The 23,102-nt window shown below is 69.8% G+C and carries 19 protein-coding genes and 1 pseudogene; 12 read left to right on the plus strand and 8 right to left on the minus strand.

Going from position 1 to position 23,102, the window contains the following annotated elements; translation table 11 throughout:
• Positions 1–21: 21 nt before the first annotated feature.
• Complete coding sequence (locus IF12_RS0109835; protein WP_030157470.1) at positions 22–1,782, minus strand: discoidin domain-containing protein; 1,761 nt, start codon at positions 1,780–1,782, stop codon at positions 22–24.
• Between the two features lie 20 nt (positions 1,783–1,802).
• Positions 1,803–3,641 carry a hypothetical protein gene (locus IF12_RS0109840; protein ID WP_051704203.1) on the minus strand — a complete coding sequence of 613 codons (1,839 nt, stop codon included), beginning with the start codon at positions 3,639–3,641 and terminating at the stop codon, positions 1,803–1,805.
• Between the two features lie 348 nt (positions 3,642–3,989).
• Between IF12_RS0109840 and IF12_RS0109845 the strand changes: the two genes are divergently transcribed.
• Together IF12_RS0109845 and IF12_RS27175 are read left to right on the plus strand one after the other, a co-directional pair.
• The gene (locus tag IF12_RS0109845) at positions 3,990–5,021 is read left to right on the plus strand and encodes a LacI family DNA-binding transcriptional regulator (protein WP_030157472.1); all 1,032 of its coding nucleotides are present in this window, start codon (positions 3,990–3,992) and stop codon (positions 5,019–5,021) included.
• Between the two features lie 134 nt (positions 5,022–5,155).
• Entirely contained in the window at positions 5,156–5,905 is a 750-nt protein-coding gene (locus tag IF12_RS27175; protein WP_030157473.1) for a VOC family protein, read from the plus strand.
• 876 nt (positions 5,906–6,781) lie between these two features.
• Here the strand turns inward: IF12_RS27175 and IF12_RS27180 are convergent.
• Together IF12_RS27180 and IF12_RS23995 are read right to left on the minus strand one after the other, a co-directional pair.
• Positions 6,782–7,609: pseudogene (locus IF12_RS27180) on the minus strand (alpha/beta hydrolase family protein); the annotation flags it as partial.
• 156 nt (positions 7,610–7,765) lie between these two features.
• Positions 7,766–8,842 carry a CPBP family intramembrane glutamic endopeptidase gene (locus IF12_RS23995; RefSeq protein ID WP_081913471.1) on the minus strand — a complete coding sequence of 359 codons (1,077 nt, stop codon included), beginning with the start codon at positions 8,840–8,842 and terminating at the stop codon, positions 7,766–7,768.
• Here IF12_RS23995 and IF12_RS0109865 point away from each other — a divergent pair.
• On the plus strand, positions 8,835–9,362 hold the full coding sequence (locus IF12_RS0109865; RefSeq protein WP_030157479.1) for an NUDIX hydrolase: 528 nt from the start codon (positions 8,835–8,837) through the stop codon (positions 9,360–9,362). The two genes, IF12_RS23995 and IF12_RS0109865, sit on opposite strands and share 8 nt — an antisense overlap.
• A 39-nt stretch (positions 9,363–9,401) precedes the next feature.
• Here IF12_RS0109865 and IF12_RS0109870 read toward each other — a convergent pair whose 3' ends face one another.
• The gene (locus IF12_RS0109870; protein WP_030157481.1) at positions 9,402–10,583 is read right to left on the minus strand and encodes a homogentisate 1,2-dioxygenase; all 1,182 of its coding nucleotides are present in this window, start codon (positions 10,581–10,583) and stop codon (positions 9,402–9,404) included.
• A 192-nt stretch (positions 10,584–10,775) separates the two neighbouring features.
• Here IF12_RS0109870 and IF12_RS0109875 point away from each other — a divergent pair, with 192 nt between their 5' ends.
• From IF12_RS0109875 to IF12_RS0109885, 4 genes are all read left to right on the plus strand, one after another.
• The gene (locus IF12_RS0109875) at positions 10,776–11,591 is read left to right on the plus strand and encodes a hypothetical protein (protein ID WP_030157483.1); all 816 of its coding nucleotides are present in this window, start codon (positions 10,776–10,778) and stop codon (positions 11,589–11,591) included.
• On the plus strand, positions 11,588–12,811 hold the full coding sequence (fahA, locus tag IF12_RS0109880; protein WP_030157485.1) for a fumarylacetoacetase: 1,224 nt from the start codon (positions 11,588–11,590) through the stop codon (positions 12,809–12,811). The genes IF12_RS0109875 and fahA overlap by 4 nt, the downstream gene beginning before the upstream one ends.
• 84 nt (positions 12,812–12,895) lie before the next feature.
• On the plus strand, positions 12,896–13,663 hold the full coding sequence (locus IF12_RS24875) for a DddA-like double-stranded DNA deaminase toxin (RefSeq protein WP_081913447.1): 768 nt from the start codon (positions 12,896–12,898) through the stop codon (positions 13,661–13,663).
• Positions 13,656–13,880, plus strand: coding sequence for a hypothetical protein (locus tag IF12_RS0109885; protein WP_030157488.1), 225 nt, complete (start codon positions 13,656–13,658; stop codon positions 13,878–13,880). Before IF12_RS24875 ends, IF12_RS0109885 begins: the two co-directional genes overlap by 8 nt.
• Positions 13,881–14,114: 234 nt before the next feature.
• Here IF12_RS0109885 and IF12_RS24880 read toward each other — a convergent pair whose 3' ends face one another.
• Positions 14,115–14,420, minus strand: coding sequence for a DUF397 domain-containing protein (locus IF12_RS24880; protein ID WP_369807677.1), 306 nt, complete (start codon positions 14,418–14,420; stop codon positions 14,115–14,117).
• A complete protein-coding gene (locus IF12_RS0109895; protein WP_030157490.1) occupies positions 14,311–15,186 on the minus strand; it encodes a Scr1 family TA system antitoxin-like transcriptional regulator in 876 nt (291 codons plus the stop codon). The genes IF12_RS24880 and IF12_RS0109895 overlap by 110 nt, the downstream gene beginning before the upstream one ends.
• A 471-nt stretch (positions 15,187–15,657) precedes the next feature.
• On the opposite strand from IF12_RS0109895, the gene IF12_RS0109900 reads away from it, so the two are divergent.
• A complete protein-coding gene (locus tag IF12_RS0109900) occupies positions 15,658–16,701 on the plus strand; it encodes an SAM-dependent methyltransferase (protein ID WP_197034671.1) in 1,044 nt (347 codons plus the stop codon).
• 14 nt (positions 16,702–16,715) lie between these two features.
• Here the strand turns inward: IF12_RS0109900 and IF12_RS0109905 are convergent, their stop codons facing one another.
• Positions 16,716–17,198 (minus strand): Lrp/AsnC family transcriptional regulator, encoded by a 483-nt coding sequence (locus IF12_RS0109905; protein ID WP_030157495.1) that lies wholly within the window; start codon positions 17,196–17,198, stop codon positions 16,716–16,718.
• Between the two features lie 164 nt (positions 17,199–17,362).
• On the opposite strand from IF12_RS0109905, the gene hppD reads away from it, so the two are divergent.
• From hppD to IF12_RS0109925, 4 genes are all read left to right on the plus strand, one after another.
• Positions 17,363–18,526 (plus strand): 4-hydroxyphenylpyruvate dioxygenase, encoded by a 1,164-nt coding sequence (hppD, locus tag IF12_RS0109910; RefSeq protein WP_030157497.1) that lies wholly within the window; start codon positions 17,363–17,365, stop codon positions 18,524–18,526.
• A 14-nt stretch (positions 18,527–18,540) separates the two neighbouring features.
• Entirely contained in the window at positions 18,541–20,178 is a 1,638-nt protein-coding gene (gene hutU / locus IF12_RS0109915; RefSeq protein WP_030157499.1) for a urocanate hydratase, read from the plus strand.
• A 116-nt stretch (positions 20,179–20,294) separates the two neighbouring features.
• Complete coding sequence (locus IF12_RS0109920; protein ID WP_030157502.1) at positions 20,295–21,533, plus strand: allantoate amidohydrolase; 1,239 nt, start codon at positions 20,295–20,297, stop codon at positions 21,531–21,533.
• A gap of 69 nt (positions 21,534–21,602) precedes the next feature.
• Positions 21,603–23,042, plus strand: a complete 1,440-nt coding sequence (locus tag IF12_RS0109925) for a formimidoylglutamate deiminase (RefSeq protein WP_081913451.1) — start codon at positions 21,603–21,605, stop codon at positions 23,040–23,042.
• Positions 23,043–23,102 lie beyond the last annotated feature (60 nt).

The following is a 23,102-nucleotide window of genomic DNA, read 5'->3' on the forward strand; positions in this document are numbered from 1 at the left end:
CGGCCCGCCCGGGGTGGGACTTCAGGCGTAGACGCCGAACTCGAACAGCGACACGCCCCATTCGGTGGCGCGCTGGGTGCACAGCACCCGCACGTAGCGGCCGGAGCCGGCGAGCGCGATGGTGTCCGCCCCGCCGTTCCCGTCGGTCACGGTGTGGATCGTCGACCACTGGTCGCCGTCCTCGGACACCTGGATCTCGTAGCCGGTCGCATAGGCGGTCTCCCAGACCAGTTGCACCGTGCCGAAATCGGTGGTCCGGCCCAGGTCGACCGAGAGCCACTGGTCGTCGCCCCATTCACTGGCCCAACGGGTCGCGAGGTCGCCGTCGGTTGCCATCGCGGGGGTGTGGCCGCCCCATTCCTGGAACGTGGACGCCTCGGCGGGCCTGCCCAGGGCGAGGTTCTCGCCCTCCACATCGGGCAGGGTCACGGTGAGGGACCGGCTCTCGACGCCGACGTTGCCGTTGCCGTCCTCGACCCACACGTAGAGCTTCCAGACGCCGAGGATCTCGGGCGCGGTGATGGTGATCGTGCCGTCGCCGTTCACGGTGTAGTCGGCGAGCAGCATGTCCCACGAGCCGTTGATGTAGGCGCTGTTGACCATCGGGATGAACTCGAGCGCGTCCCCGTCGGAATCGGTCACGTCCACGGTCACCGTGAATTCCTCGCCGCCGACGATCGGACCGCTGAAGACGAGGTCGAGGTCGTGGATGACCGGCGGCGTGTTCGCCTGCGCCGTACCGCCGTAGGCCTCGGCGACCGAGTAGTAGGACAGGCGGCGGTTGTCGCCGGGGATGAGGTTGAACCACACGCCGCCGAAGTCGCCCTCGGTGCCGAAGTGGAAGAGCGTGGCGCCCAAGGCGACGCCCTCGTGCTCGGTGACGCACTCCCACGCCTGCGTGTAGGCCTCGGCCTTCTCGACGTCGCTCGGCTCGTCCGGCACGCCGTTGGCGTCGTCGGGCACCTCCCACTCGCCCGCGGGTCCGGCCTCGGTGATGATGTACGGGCGGTCGTAACCGCCTGCGGCCCAGTCGTCCTGGACGCCGCATACGTCGCCGTAGGCGTTGACGGCCAGCAGGTCGAGGTCGGGCGAGTTCGCCTCGTAGTACGGCCAGGCGCCGGTCCACGCGTCCGTCGACGTCACCGGGTGGTCGGCGTCCACGGCGTGAATGGCGACGGCGACGTCGTTGACGAACGCGGTGTACGCGTTGCGCTGGGCGTCCACTTCGTCCGGTCCGTAGCAGTTCTGGAGCCCGAGCACGGATTCGTTGCCCACGTTCCACATCAACACCGCGGGGTGGTCGCGGTAGGTCTCGACCCAGCCGACGATGTCGGCGAGCGCCTCGGACTTGTAGGCGTCGTCGCTCGTGTAGTCGATGCAGCCGCCTGAACCGGGGCCGCCGCCGGGCAGCAGCCAGAATCCGAGCATGACCTTGACGTCGTGCGCTTCGGCCGCGTCGAGCAGCGCCAGCGACGAGTCGTCGGTGCCCCAGGTGCGCAGGGTGTTCACGCCCATCGCCGCGAGTTCGGGCATGTAGCCGGCGGCCTCGGCGGGGGAGGGGCCCCAGGTGAGGCCCTTGACGGTGAACGGCTGCCCGTCCACGGTGAGCTGCCAGTCGCCTTGCGAGCCGGTCACTTCGACCTTGGACGCCTGGGCGGCGCCGGCTCCGTCCTCTTCGGCCTGCGCGGGGTTGAGCGCCACCGTCCAGGCGGCGGCCGCGCAGAGCGCGGCGGTGGCGATCGCGGCGGCCCGGCGGGCCCTGCGCGTCAGCGGTCCTCGCATCTTCGCTCCTTTGCGGATGTTCACGGGTAGGTCACCACGTAGCTGGTGAAGACCGATTCGTCGACCTGGTCGCCGGTCTCGTTGATGACGCGCCGGATCGTGCCGACGCCGCCGAGGGAGACCGAGACGATGCTGGTGAAGCGGACGCCGGGCCGCTCGGGCACTTCGAAGACGCGGTCGCAGACCACGCCCGGGTTGACGTTGAAGAACGAGTAGCCGCCCCCGCCCCACAGCTCGTGCTCGGCGACGCCGTCGTCCACTTTGTACGCCGCCCAGCCGAGTGCGGGGGCCTCTCGCCAGGTGCCCTGGTCGGGCGGGTCGTACGGCAGCTCGTTCTGGAAGAAGTACGTGCGCCCGCGCTCCCCGGCCCAGATCACCTGGTGCTCTTGGTAGTGCTCGGCGAAGAGCCCGTACGCGGTCACGTCGTCGCCGTGCACGACCAGGCCGTGCGCGGCGGTGTTCACCGTCCAGCCGATGCCGTCGCCGTGGTCGCCGCGCCACAGCCACAGGTGGTCGGTGATGACGTTGCCGCTGTTGATCTCCAGGCTCGTCTCGGCCTTGCCGGGGTGGGCGCCGCCGATGCGCGCGAACAGGTCGTGCAGCGAGGTCGGGTCGCCGGCGTGGTCGGCCGAGGAACCGGGAGGCCCGACCTGCACCAGCACCGCCGACTCGGTCTCACCGGCGTCGATGAGGAGCCCGGCGAGCACGACACCGTCCACATCGGCCACGGCGATGGCGGTCTGCCCGGCCGTGGGGATGATGGTCGCGAGGCCGAGACCGAGCACGATCGTCCCCGGTTCGCTGACCTGGAGGGTCTGGTCGAACTCGTAGACCCCGGCGGTGAAGAGCAGGTGCCTGCCCTCGGCGAGGGCCTGGTTGACCGTCGCCGCGGAGGTCCCGGGGACGACGACGAGGAACTCCGAGAGCGAGATCGAGGTGCCCTCGGGGTTCCCTCCCGCCCAGGAGGTGCCCGAGGCGTCGTGGCGCAGTGCGGGTTTGAAGACCCGGTACTCGCCGTCGGCGGCGATGTAGAGGAACGGCTTCTCGCGGATCACCGGCGCCGCGCCGACCACGGTGTGCGAGGGCTCGGGGAAGTGGTGGGCGGGCGCGCCGTTCACGCCGACGAACACCATGTTCCACACCGAGCCGGCCCAGCCGCCGACCAGATCGCTGTTGCGGGTAAAGAACTGCTGCTGGGAGCCGGAGACGACGGTGCCGGAGACGCGGGAGTCGGCGAAGTACCCGCCGGAGGCCCAGCCCTCGTAGCCGTCCCACAGCTGCATCTCCAGGGTCTGGAGGTCGATGCGGCGGAACGGGGCCGCTTGGGAGACGGCCCAGCGGGCGATCTGCCCGTCGGGGTTCTGGATGCGGAGGTTCTCGACCGAGCGCCAGAAGTTCTGGGTCGCGTTGCCCTTGTAGTTCGGGTCGTCGCCCTGGCCGAGCCAGTCGGCCTCGACGCGGACGTGGCCGTTGAGCACCACGTCCCCGGGCAGGAGCCCGAGCCCGGCGATCTGGGTGTAGAACCGCAGGTCAATGTCGGCGTTGTAGGTGCCGGGCTTGAAGAGCACGGCGTGGCGCTCGCGCCCGAACTGGTTGGTGCGCATCTGGTCGGTGATGGCGTCGACCGCGCTCTGGATCTCGGAGGCGGGGGTGGACTCGTCGAAGACGAGGGTGTTGGGGCCGAAGTCGGGGTCGTAGGCGTCGGTCGGCGCGTAGGCCTCCGACACGTTGTCTTCGGACTGCGCTTGGGCGCGGCTGACCGCGGTGCCGACGCCTGCGGCGACGGCGAGAGCGGCGGCGCCGCCCAGGGCTGCGCGGCGTCCGAAGACACCGCGGGAAGTCGGGGTTTGCTCCTGCATGTGAGCCTCCAGGGAGGGTCTGGACGGGAAACGATGGGAGAGCGCTCTCCCGTTTTGCCATGCTAAACCCGACATTTCGAGATTGTCAAGTCTTTCGATATCTCAGACTCCGACCGAATCGAGACACGATCGATTCTCAAATGAAAACGCCTGCGCTGCAATGCTATTCGAAGCAATGGCCAATAAGCAGCGATCCAAGCCCTCGGAGAACCCCGCGAAGAACGCGCCCAGAACCGCCCCGGTCGCAGCCACGAAGTCCGCAAAACGGAGTGCGTTTCGGGCAGGTTCGCACATCTTCGCAGCCCAATGCTTGGAGAGCGATTTCCCGTGTTGTGCTATAACTGGTCGATGAGCGCTGATCCCTCGCCGACCCTTGAGGACGTCGCCCGCGTCGCCGGGGTCTCTCGTGCGACCGTCTCGCGGGTCATCAACGAGACCCGAAACGTTGCGCCCGAGATCCAGGAAGTGGTGCGGCGGGCCGTGATCGCGACCGGCTACGTCCCGAACCGGGCCGCCCGCTCGCTCGTGACGCGCCGCAGCGACGCGGTCGGCGTGGTCGTGGCCGGCACGGATCTGAGCGACAGCCTTTCTGCCGGGCAGTTCCTGACCGACCCGTTCTTCGGGCGGCTCCTCACCGGCATCATCGGCGCGCTCAAACCGCGCGGCATCTTCCCGGCGCTGATGCTGGCCGAGAACGAGGCCGACGACGCGGCGATCACCGCGTACTTCAAGCAGGGCAACGCCGACGGCGCGCTCCTGATCTCCACGCACCCCGAGGAACGGCTCCCGGCGCTGCTCGACGCGGTCGGCCGCCCAGCAGTGCGCTTCGCGCGTCCCGCCCGGCCCGCACCGGTGAGCTATGTGGACCTCGCGCATCGCGAGGGCGGACGGGTCGCGGCGAACCACCTGGCGTCCTTGGGGAGACGCCGCCCCGTCGCGATATCCGGTCCATTGGAGATTCCTGCCGCCCAGGAACGCCAGGCCGGCTACGAGGAGGGCTGGGCCCGCGCCGGCTGCGCGTTCGTCCCCGCCGCCGAGGGCGGCTTCACCTACGACAGCGGCGAACGCGCCATGAAGGAACTGCTCGACCGGGTGCCCGAGCTCGACGCGGTGTTCGCCGCGAGCGACCTCATGGCCCAGGGCGCGATCCACGCCCTGCACGACGCCGGTCGCCGCGTCCCCGAAGACGTGGCCGTGGTCGGCTTCGACGACAGCGCCCCGGCCAGGCTGAGCCGGCCCGCGATCACGACCATCCGCCAGCCGCTCGAAGCAATGGCCGCGGAGATGGTGCGGCTGCTGCTGGAGCGGATCGACGACCCCGGCGCGGGGCCCACGTCGGTGATCTTCGACCCCGAGCTGATCGTCCGCGAATCGGCCTGAGAACCGCGATCGATCAGGAATCGAGAAGCGGGCGCCCCGAGCCTCGCCTAGGTTTGTTCCCAAGGGCTTGATTCGACGCGTATGCCCAGGTGGATCGCGTCGTGATGCCGAACCGACCTCCGAAGGGAACCGCCATGACGCTCGCACTCGACGCCATCACGTTGGAGGTCCCGCAGGTCCGCGCCGCGGCGGACTTCTACTCCGAGGTGTTCGCGCCCAAGACCGCCGAGCGCGGCGGTGCGACCGTGCTCGACCTCGGCGGGAACGGCGAGATCGTCCTCACCGAGTGGGGCTCGGGGGCTCCGGAGCCCGCGGGTTTCGGCGGCTGGACGCTGAACTTCATCGTCGAGCAGCCCGCCGAGGTCAAGGCGGTGCTCGACGCGGCCGAGCGCGGCGGGGCGACCGTGCTCAAGCCCGCGACGAAGTCGATGTTCGCCGGGTTCACCGCGGTGTTCCGCGCGCCGGACGGCGCGATCTGGAAGGTCGCTTCTCCCAAGCGCAAGGACACCGGCCCGGCCGGGGAGCCGCCAATCCCGACCGAGACGGTGCTCCTACTCGCCGTCGCGGATCCCAAGGCCTCCAAGGCGTTCTACGAGAAGCTCGGCCTTGTCGTGGACCGTGACTACGGCGACAAGTTCGTGGACTTCGCACTCGTGCCCGGCGCCACCCGGCTCGGCCTCATGAGGATCGCGGACCTCGCCAAGGACGCGGGCGTGGACGCGGCGGGGGAGGAGCCCGGCGGGCTCGTCCTCGAACACCGGACCGCGACCTCGGACGAGGCGGCCGAGGTCCTGGCGGCCGCCGCAGCGGCGGGCGGCGGCGCTGTCGACGCCGCCCACTTCGCCGACCCGGACGGCCACCTCTGGAAGATCACCGCCCGATGACCCCCTAGGCCTCGCTGCTGGAGATAAGCGGCGTTTTGTGCGGGAGACCGAGTACGTTGCGCGCCAATTTGATCGCTTCCACAGCAGACCGGGGATACAGGGGCTCGCCACAGCCGGACCATGCCTCTCGGACCCCTTCCGCGGCTGCTCGGCGGCTTCCGCTCGCGGCGCTGCTCGGACTCGTCGCCGTCGGCATCCGCCTTTCGATCGCCCGGTCCCGCGAGCACGGCCGGTGAGGGCCGCGCCCGCGGAGATTCCTAAGGCCAGAAGGCCCCAGTAAGCGCCCCAAGGGATCAGCACCACGAGGCCGGTGAACAGTGCCGCGAACCGTAGCCGCGAGGCGCGGTCGAGCCGGGCCCGGCGACGCCAGGCCTGGACGGCAAGCGCGAGACCCGACACCACGAGCGCGACCGCGGCGACTTCGAGCAGCAGCCACGGCAGCGGCCGCCCAGCGATCACCGGACCGAGCACCTCCATGCCGCCGCTCATCAACACCCAAGCGACGTAAAGGAACACGAGCGGTGGCAGCAGCAGTCCCACCACTGAGACGGTCCGGGACGCCCAACTCGCCTCCAGCGGCCCGCGCCGGCGCAGGCGCCGCACCAGTGCCGCGACAGGGTAAGCGCCGAAGAGCAGCGTGAAGAGGCCGAGCGCCGCCAGCAGCGTCTCCGCCGTCCCGAACCAGGGCGCCTCGGACAGCGCGGTCGCCCCCAGCGCCTGCTCTGGAACCGGGTCGACCTCGATGCCGACCGCGCCCGCGGCGATCCCGCGGACCCATTCGGCGACCGTGTCGACATAGCCGCCGGGGCTCAGGTCGATCGCGGTCCTGTCGTGGTCGGCGCCCTGCGTGCCGTCCTCGCTGGGCACCATCTCGTGGTCGACCCCGGGCACGACGCGGAGCGAGTAATTCGGATTGCCTGAGGCGCGCAGCGTCTCCTCGTACAGTTCAAGCGATCGCGCGGGCGGGGTGTTCAGGTCGTGCTCGGCGAACACGCCCAGGAACGGGCGCTGGAGCTCAGCGAGCGCGGGAAGCGGGTCGTACCCTGCGAGCCTGAACAGGCCATCGGCGACGAGCGCTCCGATCAGCTTGTCGCCCAACGGTTCCAGAAGCGGGTCGGCGACGCCTTGGCGGCGGAGCTGATCGCGGTTCATCCATGCCTGCGTGGCCTCGGGCGGCAGGGCGCTGCCGCCCGAGGTGACCACGAAGGCCGGCGCGGCCGACCGCGCGGCGGCCTCGATCACGACCCATGCGCCCTCGCTGTGCCCGTGCAGGCCGACCAGATCCGCGTCCGCCTCGGGCCGCGCGCGGAGCGCCTCGACTGCCGCGATCGCGTCATCAGCGAGGTCCTCAATGGATGCCGAGGTGAGAGAGTAGCCCTCATCGGCGCCGCGCTTGTCATAGAGCAGGACGGCGATGCCCGCCTCTGCGAAGGCCTCCGCGTGGGCGCGGTACCGGTCCCGCTCCGGGCCCGGACCGGAGCCGGACACGAGCACCAGACCCGGCAGGCCGTCCTCGCCCTCCGGGGCGATCACGGTCCCGCCGATCGTGCGGTCGGCACCGCTGAAGCTGATTTCGGTCTCCACCAGGCCGTTCGCCTCCTGGGCTGCGGCCGGTGGCGGAGGCTGGGCTATGAGGACGAGGGCGGCGAGCGCCGCGGCCGTCAAGACGCCGAACCGCGTCGGCGCCGATCTGAGGGATGCCATGTCGGGGTGTCCTTCCAAACGGAAAATTCCGGTGAACCTCAACGTAGGCACCGGCACTCGCGATCGGAATCCTGCGAGCCCGCCTGTTCGCCCGGGGGCAGACCCCACCTCTAGCCCGTATTCGCGACCGCGCGTCGGGACCCGAGCCAGTCAGGCTCAGGACACGACCATCATCCCCACGTCGACGCCCAGTTCCGGTGCGCAGTGCAGGAGGAACGCGGGCCAGACGCTGCCGGTGCGGGCCCAGATCCAAGCCAGCGCCAAGCCCATGACCAGTGCGAAGAGGCCTCCGGCGATGTTCAGGCTCCAGGCACCGGACTGGTCGAGCAGGATCGCGTGGCCGAGGCCGAAGACCACGGCCGTGACGACCGCGCCCCAGCCGATCTTCGCGCCGAGCACCGACCTCGGCGTGCCGAAGACCCGGTCGAGGACCGCGAGCATCGCCCCGCGCCAGATCAGCTCCTCGGTGAGGTTCGGGATCGTCGCGTTGAAGGCGACCTGCTCGAAGCCCACCGGTGTCGAAGCGGATGGGTCGGTCGCGACCGCCAACGCGGTCAAGGCGATGAAGAGGACGAAGACGCCGCCGATCGCGATCCACGCCGGCGCGGCCGAACCCGAGCGGATCCGCCACCGAAGGCCCGCTTCGGTTTTCGCCCAGCGGCGGAACATCGCGAACAAGATCGCGAGCCAGACCAGGTCGAGAACCTTGCCCTGCCAATGCCGTTCGAACACGTCGAAAAACGGCAGCGGCGTGATCCGCCCGGCCACCGAGGTCAGGAGGATGAAGTACGCGACGACCGCCACCGCGATCCACGTGGCGGGGGAGGAAGCCAGATCGCGTGCGCGACCGCTCCTCGATCGGAGCGCCGTGACCGCCCGGGCCGCCAGCACCGTCACGACCAGCCCCGCGATCAGCATGGTGCCCCACGCTGCGGCGGCACCGACGCTGCGCAGCACAGAGCCGGTGCGCTCCGGCGAGATCAGCACATGGGCGGCGAAGACGGCGAGGATCGGCACCGCGACCGGGACCACCCACCGGGCGCTTCCGGTCGGGCGATCACCGGGCAGTGTCAAGGGGCGCATGGCCGTCGATCCTAGGGGTCCCCGGCCCGCCGCGCCACCGGGGATGATGCGCAGGCATTGCTCCGGCAACCGCTGAGCGCTGCGGTCGAGGTACGCCGCCGCACCCGTCCGGCCCCGTTCCGGGCGCTGGCAGAATACGGCGGTGCCCATCACGATCACGCATCTGCGAGCCCAGCTCGACGCCTACCTCGAACACTGGCCCGGCGACGCAGAGGACGTGGCCCCGCTGCTGGCGCTCGACGGCCCGGACGGCTTCGACCGCAAGACCATGTCCGGCCACGTCACCGCTTCGGCGATCGTGGTCAACGGGAGCGGCGAGGTGCTGCTCATCCACCACCGGACCATCGGCCGCTGGTTCCAGCCCGGCGGGCATCTCGAACCGGACGACGAGTCGCTGCCCGCCGCCGCGATGCGTGAAGCCGTGGAGGAGACCGGCATCGAAGGGCTCGAACTCGTCGAGTCCGTTCCGATCCACGTGGACGTGCACCCGATCCCGGCGAACCCCCGCAAAGGCGAAGGCGCGCACCGCCACTTCGACGTGCGCTACCTCTTCCGCAGCACCTCGGACGACCTCGACCCGAGGATCGAGGAGGTCCACGCCGCGCAGTGGCGCCCCGCGACCGACCTCGACAGCCCCGAACTCGTGAAGCGGGTCATCGCTTCCACCTGACCGCTCACCGTCCGAAGCGATGGCGGCCGGTCAGTCCTTCTAGGACGGCTCCCTGTTCCAGGTCCACGCGTAGTTCGTGTCCTCGACGTCCAGGGCCGGCTCGCACAGTTCGAGCGGGCGGAACGTGTCGACCATGACCGCGAGCTCGTCGAAGTACTCGGCGCCGATGGAGCGCTCGGGCGCTCCCGGCTGCGGGCCGTGCGTGAAGCCCGAGGGGTGCAGCGAGATCGAGCCCTGCTCGATCCCCGAGCCGCGCCTGGCCTCGTAGTTCCCGCCGCAGTAGAACATCACCTCGTCGGAGTCGACGTTGTGGTGGTTGTACGGCACCGGGATCGCGTCCGGGTGGTAGTCCACCTTGCGCGGCACGAAGTTGCAGATGACGAAGTTGGGGCCCTGGAAGACCTGGTGCGCGGGCGGGGGCTGGTGGATGCGGCCGGTGATCGGCTCGAAGTCGTGGATCGAGAACACCCACGGGTACAGGCACCCGTCCCACCCGGCCACGTCGAACGGGTGGTGCGCGTACGTGAACTTCGTCCACAGTGTCGCCGAGCCGCGGCCGCGGTGCTGGACGTACACGTCCACGTCCTCGCCGTCGACCAGCAGCGGCTCCTCGGGGCTTCGCAGGTCCCGCTCGCAGTACGGGGAGTGCTCCAGGAACTGGCCCCGCACCGACAGGTACCGCTTGGCGGGCGTGATGTGCCCGGTCGACTCGATCACCAACGTGCGCAACGGCTCCTCGCCCTGCGGGATCACCCGGTAGATCGTGGACATCGGCATGACGAGGTAGTCACCCTCGCCAATGTCGATCGCTCCGAACGAGGTCTCCACATGCGCCGATCCCGACTCGACGTAGAGGCACTCGTCGCCGATCGCGTTGCGGTACAGCGGCGACGGCCGGTCGGCGACCGCATAGGAGATTCGAACGTCTGCATTGGACAGCAGGTGCTCGCGACCGAGGATCGCGTCCCCCGCCGCGTCGAGCTTGTGCGTGCGGAAATGGCGCGGCTTGAGCGGGTGGTTCGCGGCCGGCTCGGCCTTCTCGGGCCGGTGCTCGGCCGCCGAGCTGATCGCGGTCGGACGGAAGCGGTGGTAGAGCAGCGACGAGTCCGAGGAGAAGCCCTCCTGGCCCATCAGCTCCTCGTGGTAGAGGCTCCCGTCGCTCTGGCGGAACTGCGTGTGTCGCTTGTCGGGGATCTGCCCGACCGAACGGTAGAACGGCACGACGACTCCTTTGTCGGTTCGCACGGAGGCCGAGGGTGTGGCCTCCGCCGCGGTGGCTATGCCCCTGAGGATAGCCGCCGCGCCGCTCGATTTCGACCGGTCCGCGCACCGGCGCGCACGGCCCGCACCCGTTCGCGCACCCGCTGCGCGGACCGGTGGACCACGGGCGCTCCCGGGCTCTAGGCTCTGGGCATGGTTGGACCGATGCCCGCGATGCTGCGGGGCCTGATCGACGACGCGGCGCTCTTCCCACCAGGAAACGCGCCGCTCGAAACCGCCGTCCCCGCCCACCGCGGTTACCGGCAGTCCTGGTACGAGGCCCTGGTCGGCCCGCTCCTGGTCCCGCAGACCAGGCTCGGCGACCTCGACCGCGCCCATGATCGCGGACGCGGCGACCTCCGCGTCGGCGTCATCGTCGACGGCGACCTTGAGGGGGTCCCCGAGGCCGTCACCGCCCTCGACCCGCGGATCACCGTCACGCACTACGAATCGCGCCAGAGCGTCGAACGGCTCGCGGCGCTCGCCCCCGCGTGGGGCAAGCCCGTGTTCGCCGAGCTTCCCCTGGACGAGGCCCTCGAAGACGGCCTCGACGCCCTCCGCCCTACCGGCTTTACCCCCAAGTTCCGCACCGGCGGACTCACCGCAGAGCACTTCCCGGCGCCCGCGACCCTCGCCGCCGCGATGGCCGCGTGCCGCCGCCGCGGCCTCGCCTTCAAGCTCACAGCGGGTCTCCACCGGGCCGTGCGCCACCGCGACCCCGAGACCGGCTTCACCCACCACGGCTTCCTGAACGTGCTGGTCGCGGCCGCCGACGCCGAGCAGAACGCGCCGGTCGAGGACCTCACCGCGACCCTCGCCTCCACCGACGAGGCCGACCTCGCCGACCGTGCCCGCCGCGTCTTGCACGAGCCGCGCACCCTGTGGACCGGCTTCGGCTCGTGCAGCATCGACGAACCCCTCACCGACCTGCTCAAACTCCGACTTCTGAGCCGAGAGGACCGCGCATGACCGCCACCAGCTGGATCGAGGGCGCCGAGGACGGGCCCTTCGGACTCGGGCACCTGCCGTACGGCGTCTTCTCCACAGCGAAGGACCCCGCTCCGCGTCTCGGCGTGCGCATCGGGGACCAGATCCTCGACCTGCGCGGCCTCGCGACCGGGCAGTTCTTCCTGCCGTGGATCCGCCCGGCGTTCCACGAGCACGACCTCAACGGCTTCATGGCCATGGGCCCGCCCGCGTGGCGGCTCGTGCGCCACCAACTGACCGAACTGCTCAGCGACGCTCGCTACCGCGACCAGTCCGCGACCCTGCTGGTCCCGGCAGCCAAGGCGCGCATGCACCTGCCGTTCCAGGTCGCGGACTATGTGGACTTCTACGCTTCAGAGCACCACGCCACCAACCTCGGTCGCCTGTTCCGCCCGGACGCGGAGCCGCTGCTGCCCAACTGGAAGCACCTGCCGGTCGGCTACCACGGTCGCGCCGGGACCGTGGTGCCCTCCGGCACCCCGATCGTCCGGCCGCGCGGCCAGGGCAAGACGCCTGACGGACCGATCGAGTTCGGTCCCAGTGCGCGCCTTGACATCGAGGCGGAGGTCGGTTTCGTGGTCGGCGTCGGCACCGAACTCGGCGCGCCGGTGAACCCGGACGACTTCGCCGAGCACGTGTTCGGCGTTGTGCTCGTCAACGACTGGTCGGCGCGCGACATCCAGGCTTGGGAGTATGTGCCGCTCGGGCCGTTCCTGGGGAAGTCCTTCGCGACTTCGGTGGGCCACTGGGTGACGCCGCTTGACGCGCTCGCCGGCGCGAAGGCCGCCGCGCCGGCGCAGGACCCCGAGCCGCTCGGGTATCTCAAGGAGACCGAGCGGTTCGCCTACGACTTGTCGATGTCGGTGCGCTGGAACGGGACGGAGGTGTCGCGGCCGCCGTTCGCGGGGATGTACTGGACGCCCGCGCAGATGCTGGCGCACATGACGGTGAACGGCGCGAGCCTGCGCACGGGTGACCTCTTCGCTTCGGGGACGGTCTCAGGGCCGGAGGCGGACCAGCGCGGTTCGTTCCTGGAGCTGACGTGGTCGGGGCGCGAGCCGATCGTGCTGGGCGAGGGCGAGACGCGGAGCTTCCTGGAGGACGGCGACACGGTGACGATCGGCGCGACCGCGAGGGGCGCGGACGGCGGCACGATCGGCCTCGGCGAGGTGACCGGCACGATCCTCCCCGCCCTGGACTGATCGGTGCGGTTGATCGTCGGGGCTACTACACGCTGCATTCGCCAGATAACATGACCAACCGACCCACTCGGGAAGGAACCGGCAATGGCGAGCGTGGCCGAGGTTGCGGTCTCCCTGGGCGCGAACAAGAGCGAAGCCGAGGGGCTCGCCGGACAACTCTCGGCGAGCAAGCAGCAGACCGAGGAGCTGCAAGGCGAGATCGCGGCAGTCGGTGCGGAGGGTGCGGCGAACCGCGCGAGCGCCGCTGTGCAGACCATCGAAGGTCTGATGGCTGAAGCGGCCGGACTCGCCGAACGGATCGGCGAAGCCCAAGACCAAGTTCTTGCGATAGAGCAAGCGGGTCTACTCACAACGACCACTGGCGTTACCCGCGATGCTCGACCAACGGCCGCGCCACGGAGTACCAGCGAACCGGCCGTTACCTCGATCCCGTCGGGTCGGCCGCCTCGGTTCAATCCCGAGCATGCGGCGAAGGTGCGCCCCTTTCAAGGACGCGCCAAGACGATAGGACAGGCCTACACTGCCGACGGCAAAGCATTGGGAGAACCCATATGGTCCGGACTCCAAGGCCCCGGCAACGGCGGCCCCGGCCTTACTGAGGAGTATCGGCGAAAGGAGGTCGCAACGATCCACGTCGAAGGGCACCTAGCGGCAAAGATGCGGATCGAGCAGATCCGTGATGTCGTGGTCTACACCAATCGACCACCCTGCGACTACGTGCCCGACGGATGCCGCTGGATACTCTCAGATGTCCTACCTGAGGGCTACCGCATGACGATCTATTGCCCGCAGCGCGGGGCGACGCCGACCGTGTTCGTCGGCAACGGCAAAGGGGTGCAAGGTGATGAATAGCGAGCAGTACGCAGCGGCGGTCGCGAAACTGGAGACGGCCTCGGTCGAGGAAGCGGCCGCGTACGTGAAAGCGCTCGGACTCAATCCGCCCGACGACGCGCCCGGCTGGTACGTGATCGTGGACTACCCGCCCGGGTACAACGGCGAACCACGCTTGGTGTGGACACGAACGCTCTACAGCGTGATCGAACCTGACAATGAAATCAGGCATGACTGATGAGACCGAGCCGCGTCGACCGGTCGAGGTCAGTGCCGAGCCCAAGGTGATGAGGCCCGCGAAGAGGGCGAGCCTGAGAACTGTGCGAGGGAAGGCTGAAGCCCAGCGGGTACTGGAAGGGGATTGCCTGAGCGGGTGGCCTGAGACCGTGGGCGTGGCTTGGGGGTTCGTGTAGGGGAGTGCAGCTACCCTCCCCGCGCTTGAATGAACGCGGGGAGGATGGGCGCTATAACGTCAGTTGTGGGTGCTGCGGAGTAGGCCCTTGAAGTCTGCGGCGTTCAGGTCGAAGACCGGGGAGTCCTGGCCGAGCTTGGAGTCCCGCACCTGGAAGCCGGAGCAGATGTTCCGGGCCTCGACGCAGTTGGTGTCAGCCGAGTTGTTGCTCCGGGTGCTCTTTCTCCATGACTGGCGGCACTCGACGCAGTTGTTGTCAGCTGTGCTGTTGCTCCGTGTGCTCTTCCGCCAGTTGGTGTACTCCACCATCAAGCCACCTTCCGATTTCCTGCGAATCAGCCCTGAGCAGGCTGCGGCCTCGATCATACAAGGCGAGGTTGTCGGGTTCGACTACGTGGCGGCTCTGGTCCCAGGTCTCCACGTAGACGAAATCCGGCCCCGCACCAGGCAAGCCCTCCCCCTTGAATGAGTCGAAGGCATACTGCACTACCTGTGGCGTTCGTACCACCAGCACCTCGCAGCCGGGCATCGCATCGACTTCGAGGAGCCGCGTGAGCTGCGCTTCGCGGTCCCCTGAGGGGAGACGGTCGATGATGCCGAAGATGCTCGAAGGTAGGAAGAACTCCGCGGTCGGGGAGTGCTTCGAGCCGATCCGACCGAAGAACGTCTTTTGCCGCTTTTCCTTGCGCTTCCAGTTCTTGACCTTGTTAGCCGGGTCCTCCTTCGGATTGAGAGGCAGCGCCATGTGGAACGCTTCGGTCTGAACCAGCGCTGGGAGCAGGACAGGGTCCCACTTGACGAAGGTCTTGTAGTTCCGCTCGGATGCCTCCACGATGTACATCGCGCGCTCATCGAGGTTGGAGACCATCTCCGAGCCGGTCAGGAGCTGCTCCCTCACATGCATAATGAACTTCTTACGATCCGGATCGACCCTTCCCCGGTCGCAGATGAGCGACATGTTGCCCAGATCAGGGAGCCGTTCCTCCCCCAACCAGGCTTTGATCGTCGCGGAGCTCTTGCACATGATGTCCCCGAACTTGCTGACCGACCAACCGGCCTCCTCTGCGATGATCCTGACCTCGGCCTGCAAATAGGCCCGGATGAACTTCTCGTAGAGCACCGTTCCCGCCATGGGGGCCTCCCTATGCTGCTCTGACTACTGCTAGTAGCGATGATCGCATGGATCCCGCCGGGCCCATTCGTCACGACTCCCCGGTAATGTCGGCGCTCCGTAATGGGTTTCCATTACGGAGCCCCGGTATTGAGCGTTGCGAACGGAGGCCCGTTTCGGCGAGACGAAACGGGAAGGGCAACAAGGCTACTGATCAGGGAAAACACCCTCTAGGATGGCAATAGCGCGGATCGCGGAAGCTGCTCGCGCGAATGGAGAACCGGGGAGCCGCACCTCCCAGTGCAACTTTGGCGGCTCCCCGGCGAACCGACTGTCGACTATCGGACAGAAGATCTGGCGCTTTCATTCGGGCCCGACCGGCCGCGCCGCATGCCGCCGTGGAAATGCGGCGAAGGCGTGCTCGGATACCGCCAGTTCACCTCCGTGCTGTTCGCGGTCGGTCGTGGGCACCTGCTGTGGGAGAATTGCCGCGTGTTCCATGAGCAGCGCATCGTCGTATCGGCGGCCGAAGAGTCCCTTCCCCTCGCCATCCGAGAACTCGAACTCGATTTCGGTCCCGAAGCCAAGGTGGAGCCGATCGGTCCCGAGATGGCCGTCATCACCGCCCCCGGCCTCACCGCCCAGGAGGTCGCCGACCGCTGCGAGGCCGCCCCGCTCGTCTTCCCCCGCCACCTCACCGTCGAGACCGCGCTCCTCGACGCCGACGCCGACCTCGACCGGATCGCCGAAGCGGCCCTCGCCGCCGTCCGGCAGGCCGACCTTCCGAAATCCTTTGCCCTCCAGGTCTGGGTGAGCGGCCGCTCCTCCTACGAGTTCGGCCCCGCCGCCGCATTCGGCGCGATCGCCGGCGAACTCGACGCGGCCGGGTACACCGTCGCCAAGTCCCGCCGCGACCACGTCCTCTCCTGCTGCCTCACCCCGCGCGGCGTCCTCCTGGGCCTCAACGAGACCCGCGACAGCCTCAGCGACTGGCCCGGCGGCGGCGTGCGCCTCTCCAAAGGCCGCGACCAGATCTCCCGCGCCGAGTTCAAGCTCGAAGAGGCCCTCGGCGAGTTCGGGCTCGACCTCCCCAAGGGCGGCAACGCCCTCGACCTCGGGGCCGCCCCTGGCGGCTGGACCCGGATCCTGCGCGGCCGCGGCCTGCGCGTCTGGGCCGTCGACCCCGGCGACCTCGACGAGCGGCTCTCCCGCGACGGCCAGATCAAGCACCTCAAGCTCACCGCGGGCCGCTTCCTGCGCAGCAACCGGACCGTATTCGACGTGGCGGTCAACGACATGCGCATGGACCCGAAGCTCAGCACCGAACTCATGGTCCGCGCCGCCGAGCACCTCGCCCCCGGGGCACTCGCGATCGTGACGCTCAAGACCGGCTCCCGCGAGGTCCTCACGACCGTCCAGGCCTGCCTGGCCCTCCTCACCGGGCCCTACGAAGTCCTGCACGCCCGCCAACTGCGCCACAACCGCCACGAAATCACCGTGGTCGCCCGCAGAACCGACGCCCCGGCCGCCGCTTAGCGAGGCCTTCGCCGTCAGGGTTTCGCGGCCTGCTTCACCAACGGGAGCGTCCGGTGCGGGATCTGCTCCACCAGGGCGATCACCGTGGTCGCCCGCAGTACGCCCTCGCTCGCCAGGACCCGGTCGATCACGTCCTGGAGCGCCGCGTTCGAGCGCGCCACGATCCGGCACAGCATGTCGCCCGCCCCCGTGACCGTATGCGCCTCAAGCACTTCGGGAATCCGGCCGAGCCGCTCGGCCATCGGCTCGTGGCCCACCGCCTGGCGCAGCTCCAGAGTCACGAACGCCGTGACCGGGTACCCCAGTGCCGCCGGGTCCACCCTCGGCCCGAAGTCGCGCACCACGCCGCGCGCCGCCAGCTTGTCCATCCGCGCCTGCACCGTCCCGCGCGCGACTCCCAGCCGCCGCGAGCACTCCAGCACGCCGATCCGCGGCTCGGCCTCCAGCAACTCGATGAGCTTCGCGTCGAGCGCATCGATACCGATCTCATTGCTCATATTGACCAGTGTAACCGCTTCTACGCTGCTAGATTTGCGCAAGTTGCCCACCGAAAACTCCGCTGCTTGCCCAGTCCAGTGTTCTGCACAATGATCGACACCACAGCCCGAGGCTCGGCGAGACCCGCGAGCCGCGCACAGGTCAGCGACCCGAGGAGGCCGCCATGGTCGACACCGCCAACCGCAGTTCCGACGCCCAGCTCGTGGGCGCGGTCGAGCACGACATCCGCGAGGACGCCTTCCCCATCAAGGGCTGGGACCACGTCCGCTACTACGTCGGCAACGCCCGCCAGGCCGCCCACTACTACTCCACGGCCTTCGGCATGACCCTCTTCGCCTACCGCGGCCCCGAGCAGGGCCACCGCGAGCACGCCGAGTTCGCGCTCAAGTCCGGCGGCGTCACCTTCGTCCTCGCCGGCGGCGTCACCGCCGACGCCGAGGCCACCCGCCACTACGCCGCCCACGGCGACGGCGTCATCGAAGTCGCCCTCGAAGTGCCCGATGTGGACGCCAATTACGAGCACGCGATCAAGCAGGGCGCCATCGCGATCGAGGAGCCCCGCGACCTCACCGACGAGCACGGCACCGTCCGCCGCGCCGTGATCGGCACCTACGGCGAGACCCGGAACGTCCTCATCGACCGCTCCCGGTACACCGGCCCGTTCCTGCCCGGCTTCGTCGCCGCCGAACCCATGACCGCCCCGCCGCAGAAGCGCTTCTTCCAGGCCATCGACCACGTCGTCGGCAACGTCGAGATCGGCCGGATGCGCGAATGGGTCGAGTACTACGAGCGCGTCATGGGCTTCACCAACATCGTCGAGTTCGTCGACGACGCCATCGCCACCGAGTACTCCGCGCTCATGAGCAAGGTCGTCGCCAACGGCAGCCGCAAGATCAAGTTCCCGATCAACGAGCCCGCCGAAGGCAAGAAGAAGTCCCAGATCGACGAGTACCTGGAGTTCTACGGAGGCCCCGGCGTCCAGCACATCGCCCTCGCCACCAATGACATCCTCGCGGCCGTCGACGCCATGCGCGAGCGGGGCGTGGAGTTCCTGGAGGCCCCCGACGCCTACTACGAGGACCCCGAGATGCGCGAGCGCATCGGCGAGGTCCGCGTCCCCATCGAGGAGCTCCAGAAGCGGCGCGTCCTGGTCGACCGCGACGAGGACGGCTATATGCTCCAGATCTTCACCAAGCCGCAACAGGACCGGCCCACCATGTTCTACGAGATCATCGAGCGCCACGGCTCGCTCAGCTTCGGCAAGGGCAACTTCAAGGCCCTGTTCGAGGCGTTGGAGAAGGAGCAGGCCAAGCGCGGCAACCTGTGACGAAGGCGGAGTCGATGCACGCACCACACGGGACCGACCTGCACTGCCGCACCTGGCAGGCGGAGGCGGCCTACCGGATGCTCCAGAACAACCTCGACCCCGAGGTCGCCGAGCGACCCGAGGACCTGGTCGTCTACGGCGGCACCGGGAAGGCCGCGCGCAGCCCGGAGGACCTCAAGTCGATCCTGCGGACCCTCGAGACGCTCGCGCCCGACGAGACCCTGCTCGTCCAGTCGGGCCGGGCCGTCGGCGTCATGCGCACCCACGAATGGGCCCCGCGGGTGCTCATCGCCAACTCGAACCTGGTGCCCGACTGGGCCACCTGGCCCGAGTTCCGCCGCCTCGAATCGCTCGGCCTGACCATGTACGGGCAGATGACGGCCGGCTCGTGGATCTACATCGGCACCCAGGGCATCCTCCAGGGCACCTACGAGACCTTCGCGGCCGTCGCCGCCAAGCGCTTCGGCGGCACGCTCAAAGGGACGCTGACGCTCACGGCCGGGTGCGGCGGCATGGGCGGGGCCCAGCCGCTCGCGGTCACCATGAACGACGGCGTCTGCCTCATCGTCGAGGTCGACCCCGAACGGCTCGAACGGCGCCTGCGCACCCGCTACCTCGACACGGTCGCCGCCGACCTCGACGACGCCCTCGCGCAGGCGCTGGCGGCCAAGCGTTCCGGCGAGGCCAAGTCGATCGGCCTGGTCGGCAACGCCGCCGAGATCCTGCCCGAAATCCTCTCCCGCGGCGTCGAGGTCGACATCGTCACCGACCAGACCTCCGCGCACGACCCGCTGTCCTATGTGCCCGAAGGCGTGTACTACCGCGACGCGGCCGAACTCGCCAAGAACGACGCCGAGGACTTCACCGACCGCGCCCGCGCCTCCATGGCCCGGCACGTCGAAGCCATGGTCGGCTTCCTCGACGCGGGCGCCGAGGTCTTCGACTACGGCAACTCGATCCGCGGCGAAGCCCTCGAAGGCGGCTTCAAACGCGCCTTCGCCTTCCCCGGGTTCGTGCCCGCCTACATCCGGCCCCTGTTCTGCGAAGGCAAGGGCCCCTTCCGATGGGCCGCCCTCTCGGGCGACCCGGCCGACATCGCCGCCACCGACCAGGCCGTGCTCGACCTGTTCCCCGAGAACCGCTCCCTGAACCGGTGGATCGCCCTGGCCCGCGAACGCGTGGCCTTCCAGGGCCTCCCTGCCCGCATCTGCTGGCTCGGCCACGGCGAACGGGACCTCGCCGGCGTCCGCTTCAACGAGATGGTCGCCGACGGGACCCTCAAGGCCCCCATCGTCATCGGCCGCGACCACCTCGACTGCGGATCGGTCGCCAGCCCCTACCGCGAAACGGAGTCCATGAAGGACGGTTCGGACGCGATCGCCGACTGGCCCCTGCTCAACGCCCTCGTCAACACCGCCTCGGGCGCCAGCTGGGTCTCGATCCACCACGGCGGCGGCGTCGGCATGGGGCGGTCCCTCCACGCCGGCCAGGTCACCGTCGCCGACGGCACCCCGCTCGCCGCGCAGAAACTCGAACGCGTGCTCGCCAACGACCCGGCCATGGGCGTCATCCGCCACGTCGACGCCGGATACGCCGAGGCCGAGTACGTCGCCGAGGACCACGGCATCCGGATCCCGAACCGCGAATCCTGACCGCGGGCCCGCACCGGGACTCCTTGCCGGAGCCTTGCGGCGGGCATTCGCCGGGAATCCCGGACCGGGGCCGGGACCGCCTGGGACACTTCGAAGACGCTGAGAACGGGGAACGCATGGACACCGAAGAGTTCCGACGCCTCTGGGACGAACTCGACCCCATCGGGCGCCTGCCCGGCGGCGGCTACCTCCGGTTCTCCTGGAGCGAAGCCGACCTCGCCTGCCGCGCCTGGTTCCAGGAGCAGGCCCGCGCCCGCGACCTGACCTGCGAGAGCGACCGCAACGGCAACCTCTACGCCTGGTGGGGCGAACCCGGATCAGGGGAGGCGGTCCTCACCGGCAGCCACTTCGACTCCGTCCCGCACGGCGGCGCCTACGACGGCCCGCTCGGCATCGTCTCCGCGTTCCTCGCGATCGACGCCCTGCGCGAGGCCGGAGACCGGCCCCGGCGGCCCATCGCGATCGCCGCGTTCACCGAAGAGGAAGGCGGACGCTTCGGCATCCCCTGCCTCGGTTCACGACTCATGACCGGCGCGATCGACCCCGACCGGGCCCGCGCCCTCACCGACGCCGGCGGCACCACGCTCGCCGAGGCCATGCGCGAGACCGGAGCCGACCCCGAACAGCTCGGGCCCGACCCCGAACGGCTCGCCTCGATCGGCGCGTTCGTCGAACTCCACGTCGAACAGGGCCGGCGCCTCGACGGCGAGGACGCCCCGGTCGGGGTCGCCAACGCGATCTGGCCCCACGGGCGCTGGCGCCTGGACTTCACCGGCGCCGCCGACCACGCCGGGACCACGCGCCTGCCCGACCGGCGCGACCCGATGCTCACCTTCGCGTTCGCCGTGCTCGCCGCCCGCAAGGAGGCCCGCCTCGCCGGCGGCCTCGCCACCATCGGCCGGGTGGAAGCCGAACCCAACGCCACCAACGCCATCGCCGCGACCGTGACCGCCTGGCTCGACGCCCGCGCCCCCGACGAGGCGGTCCTCTCCGCGATCCTCACCGGCTTCGAGTCCAAAGTGACCGAACGCGCGGGCCGCGACGGCACCGGCTTCGCGATCCGACCCGAATCCGAGACCCCGGTGGTCGAATTCGACGCAGGGCTCCGCGACCGCATCGCGGCCCTGCTGAGCACATTTACGGCTCGCAAGCATCGCCGAGGGGGCGGCGCGCCGATCCTGCCCACCGGCGCCGGACACGACGCGGGCGTGCTCGCCGCGCACGTGCCGACCGCGATGCTGTTCGTGCGCAACCCCACCGGCGTCTCGCACGCGCCCCGCGAAGCGGCGAGCGACGAGGACTGCGCCGCGGGCGTCGACGCGCTCGCGGCGGTACTGCGAGACCTCGCATGTTGAACCAGCGTCCGTCGAGCAGGTGAGTCGCACCAAAGGAAGTCGAGTCGGGATCGGTGGAACGGGGGCACGTTGAACGAAGGCGGGGAACATCGGGACGCGGCGGACCAAAGCGCGTCCGGTCGGCGCGGCCCCGACCAGCGCGGGTCAGACCGACCCGGTTCGGACGACTCTGCCGCCCAGCGCCGTTCTGAGCAGCGCCGCTCCAACCATGAGGCGTCGACCTACTGGGCCGAGCACGCCTGGCTGCCGAGCGGGATCGCCTCCGGAGTCGCGATCGATGTCGCGGGCGGCCGCATCACCGCGATCCGGCCGAGCACCCGCCCGCAGGGCGAAGTCCTCGGCGGCATCACCCTCCCCGGCTTCGCGAACGCCCACTCGCACGCCTTCCACCGCGCCCTGCGCGGGCGCACCCACGCGGGCAAAGGCACGTTCTGGACCTGGCGGCAGGGCATGTACCGCCTCGCCGGGCGGCTCGAACCCGACTCGTACCACCGGCTCGCGCGGGCCGTCTACGCCGAGATGGCCCTGGCCGGGATCACGAGCGTGGGGGAGTTCCACTACCTGCACCACGCCCCGGACGGGCGGCCGTACGCCGACCCGAACGCCATGGGGGAGGCCCTGATCCAGGCCGCCGCCGACGCCGGGCTGCGGATCACCCTGCTCGACACGCTCTATCTCGCAGGCGGTTTCGACCGGCCGCTCGAAGACGCGCAGCGCCGCTTCGGCGACGGCGGCCTGGAGTCCTGGCTCGACCGGGTCGACCGCCTCCACGCCCCGCCGCACGCGATCATCGGCGGCGCGGTCCACTCGGTGCGGGCCGTGCCCGAAGAGGCCATCGCCGCGTTCGCGTGCTCCACTGAAGGCAGGCCCGTGCACGTCCACCTCTCCGAGCAGCGCGCCGAGAACGAGGCCTGCCGCGCCGCCCACGGTTGCAGCCCGACCGAACTGCTGGAGCGGTGCGGGCTCCTCGGACCCGACCTCACCGCCGTGCACGCGACCCACCTCACCGGCCGGGACATCGAACTGCTCCACCGCTCGGGCACCACCGCGTGCTTCTGCCCCACAACGGAACGGGACCTCGCCGACGGCATCGGCCCCGCGCGGGCGCTCGCCGACGCGGGCGTGCGGCTCGCCCTCGGCACCGACAGCAACGCCATTGTGGACATGTTCGAGGAGGCCCGCGCCCTCGAGATGCACGAGCGCCTCGTCTCCGAGGAACGCGGCCGGTTCACCGCCGAGGAACTCCTCGCCGCCAAGACCCGCCACGACAGCCTCGGCTGGGCCGACGCGGGCCGCATCGAGGTCGGCGCCCGGGCCGACCTGGTCGCCGCCGCGCTCGACACCCCCAGGACCGCCGGGATCGACCCGTCCGGCATCGGTTACGCCGCAACGGCCGCCGACATCACCGACGTGATCGCCGACGGGCGCCGGATCGTGCACCGCGGCAGGCACGCGACCATCGACGCGGGCGCGGAACTGGCCGCCGCGATAGAGGAGTTGTGGGTATGACCGTGGGATGCGAAGGCGCGGCAGGACCGGGCGCGCTCGGGCCGGTATCCGAGGATGATC

This window comes from Glycomyces sp. NRRL B-16210, assembly GCF_000719515.1.
In the GTDB taxonomy this organism is placed as follows: Bacteria; Actinomycetota; Actinomycetes; order Mycobacteriales; family Micromonosporaceae; genus Glycomyces.

Bases quoted from the DNA above. Each gene is read 5' to 3' on its own strand.
- IF12_RS0109835 (WP_030157470.1), bottom strand. From the start codon at position 1,782: ATGCGAGGACCGCTGACGCGCAGGGCCCGCCGGGCCGCCGCGATCGCC.
- IF12_RS0109840 (WP_051704203.1), bottom strand. From the start codon at position 3,641: ATGCAGGAGCAAACCCCGACTTCCCGCGGTGTCTTCGGACGCCGCGCA.
- IF12_RS0109845 (WP_030157472.1), top strand. From the start codon at position 3,990: ATGAGCGCTGATCCCTCGCCGACCCTTGAGGACGTCGCCCGCGTCGCC.
- IF12_RS27175 (WP_030157473.1), top strand. From the start codon at position 5,156: ATGACGCTCGCACTCGACGCCATCACGTTGGAGGTCCCGCAGGTCCGC.
- IF12_RS23995 (WP_081913471.1), bottom strand. From the start codon at position 8,842: ATGGGCACCGCCGTATTCTGCCAGCGCCCGGAACGGGGCCGGACGGGT.
- IF12_RS0109875 (WP_030157483.1), top strand. From the start codon at position 10,776: ATGGTTGGACCGATGCCCGCGATGCTGCGGGGCCTGATCGACGACGCG.
- fahA (WP_030157485.1), top strand. From the start codon at position 11,588: ATGACCGCCACCAGCTGGATCGAGGGCGCCGAGGACGGGCCCTTCGGA.
- IF12_RS24875 (WP_081913447.1), top strand. From the start codon at position 12,896: ATGGCGAGCGTGGCCGAGGTTGCGGTCTCCCTGGGCGCGAACAAGAGC.
- IF12_RS0109885 (WP_030157488.1), top strand. From the start codon at position 13,656: ATGAATAGCGAGCAGTACGCAGCGGCGGTCGCGAAACTGGAGACGGCC.
- IF12_RS24880 (WP_369807677.1), bottom strand. From the start codon at position 14,420: ATGATCGAGGCCGCAGCCTGCTCAGGGCTGATTCGCAGGAAATCGGAA.
- IF12_RS0109895 (WP_030157490.1), bottom strand. From the start codon at position 15,186: ATGGCGGGAACGGTGCTCTACGAGAAGTTCATCCGGGCCTATTTGCAG.
- IF12_RS0109905 (WP_030157495.1), bottom strand. From the start codon at position 17,198: ATGAGCAATGAGATCGGTATCGATGCGCTCGACGCGAAGCTCATCGAG.
- hppD (WP_030157497.1), top strand. From the start codon at position 17,363: ATGGTCGACACCGCCAACCGCAGTTCCGACGCCCAGCTCGTGGGCGCG.
- hutU (WP_030157499.1), top strand. From the start codon at position 18,541: ATGCACGCACCACACGGGACCGACCTGCACTGCCGCACCTGGCAGGCG.
- IF12_RS0109920 (WP_030157502.1), top strand. From the start codon at position 20,295: ATGGACACCGAAGAGTTCCGACGCCTCTGGGACGAACTCGACCCCATC.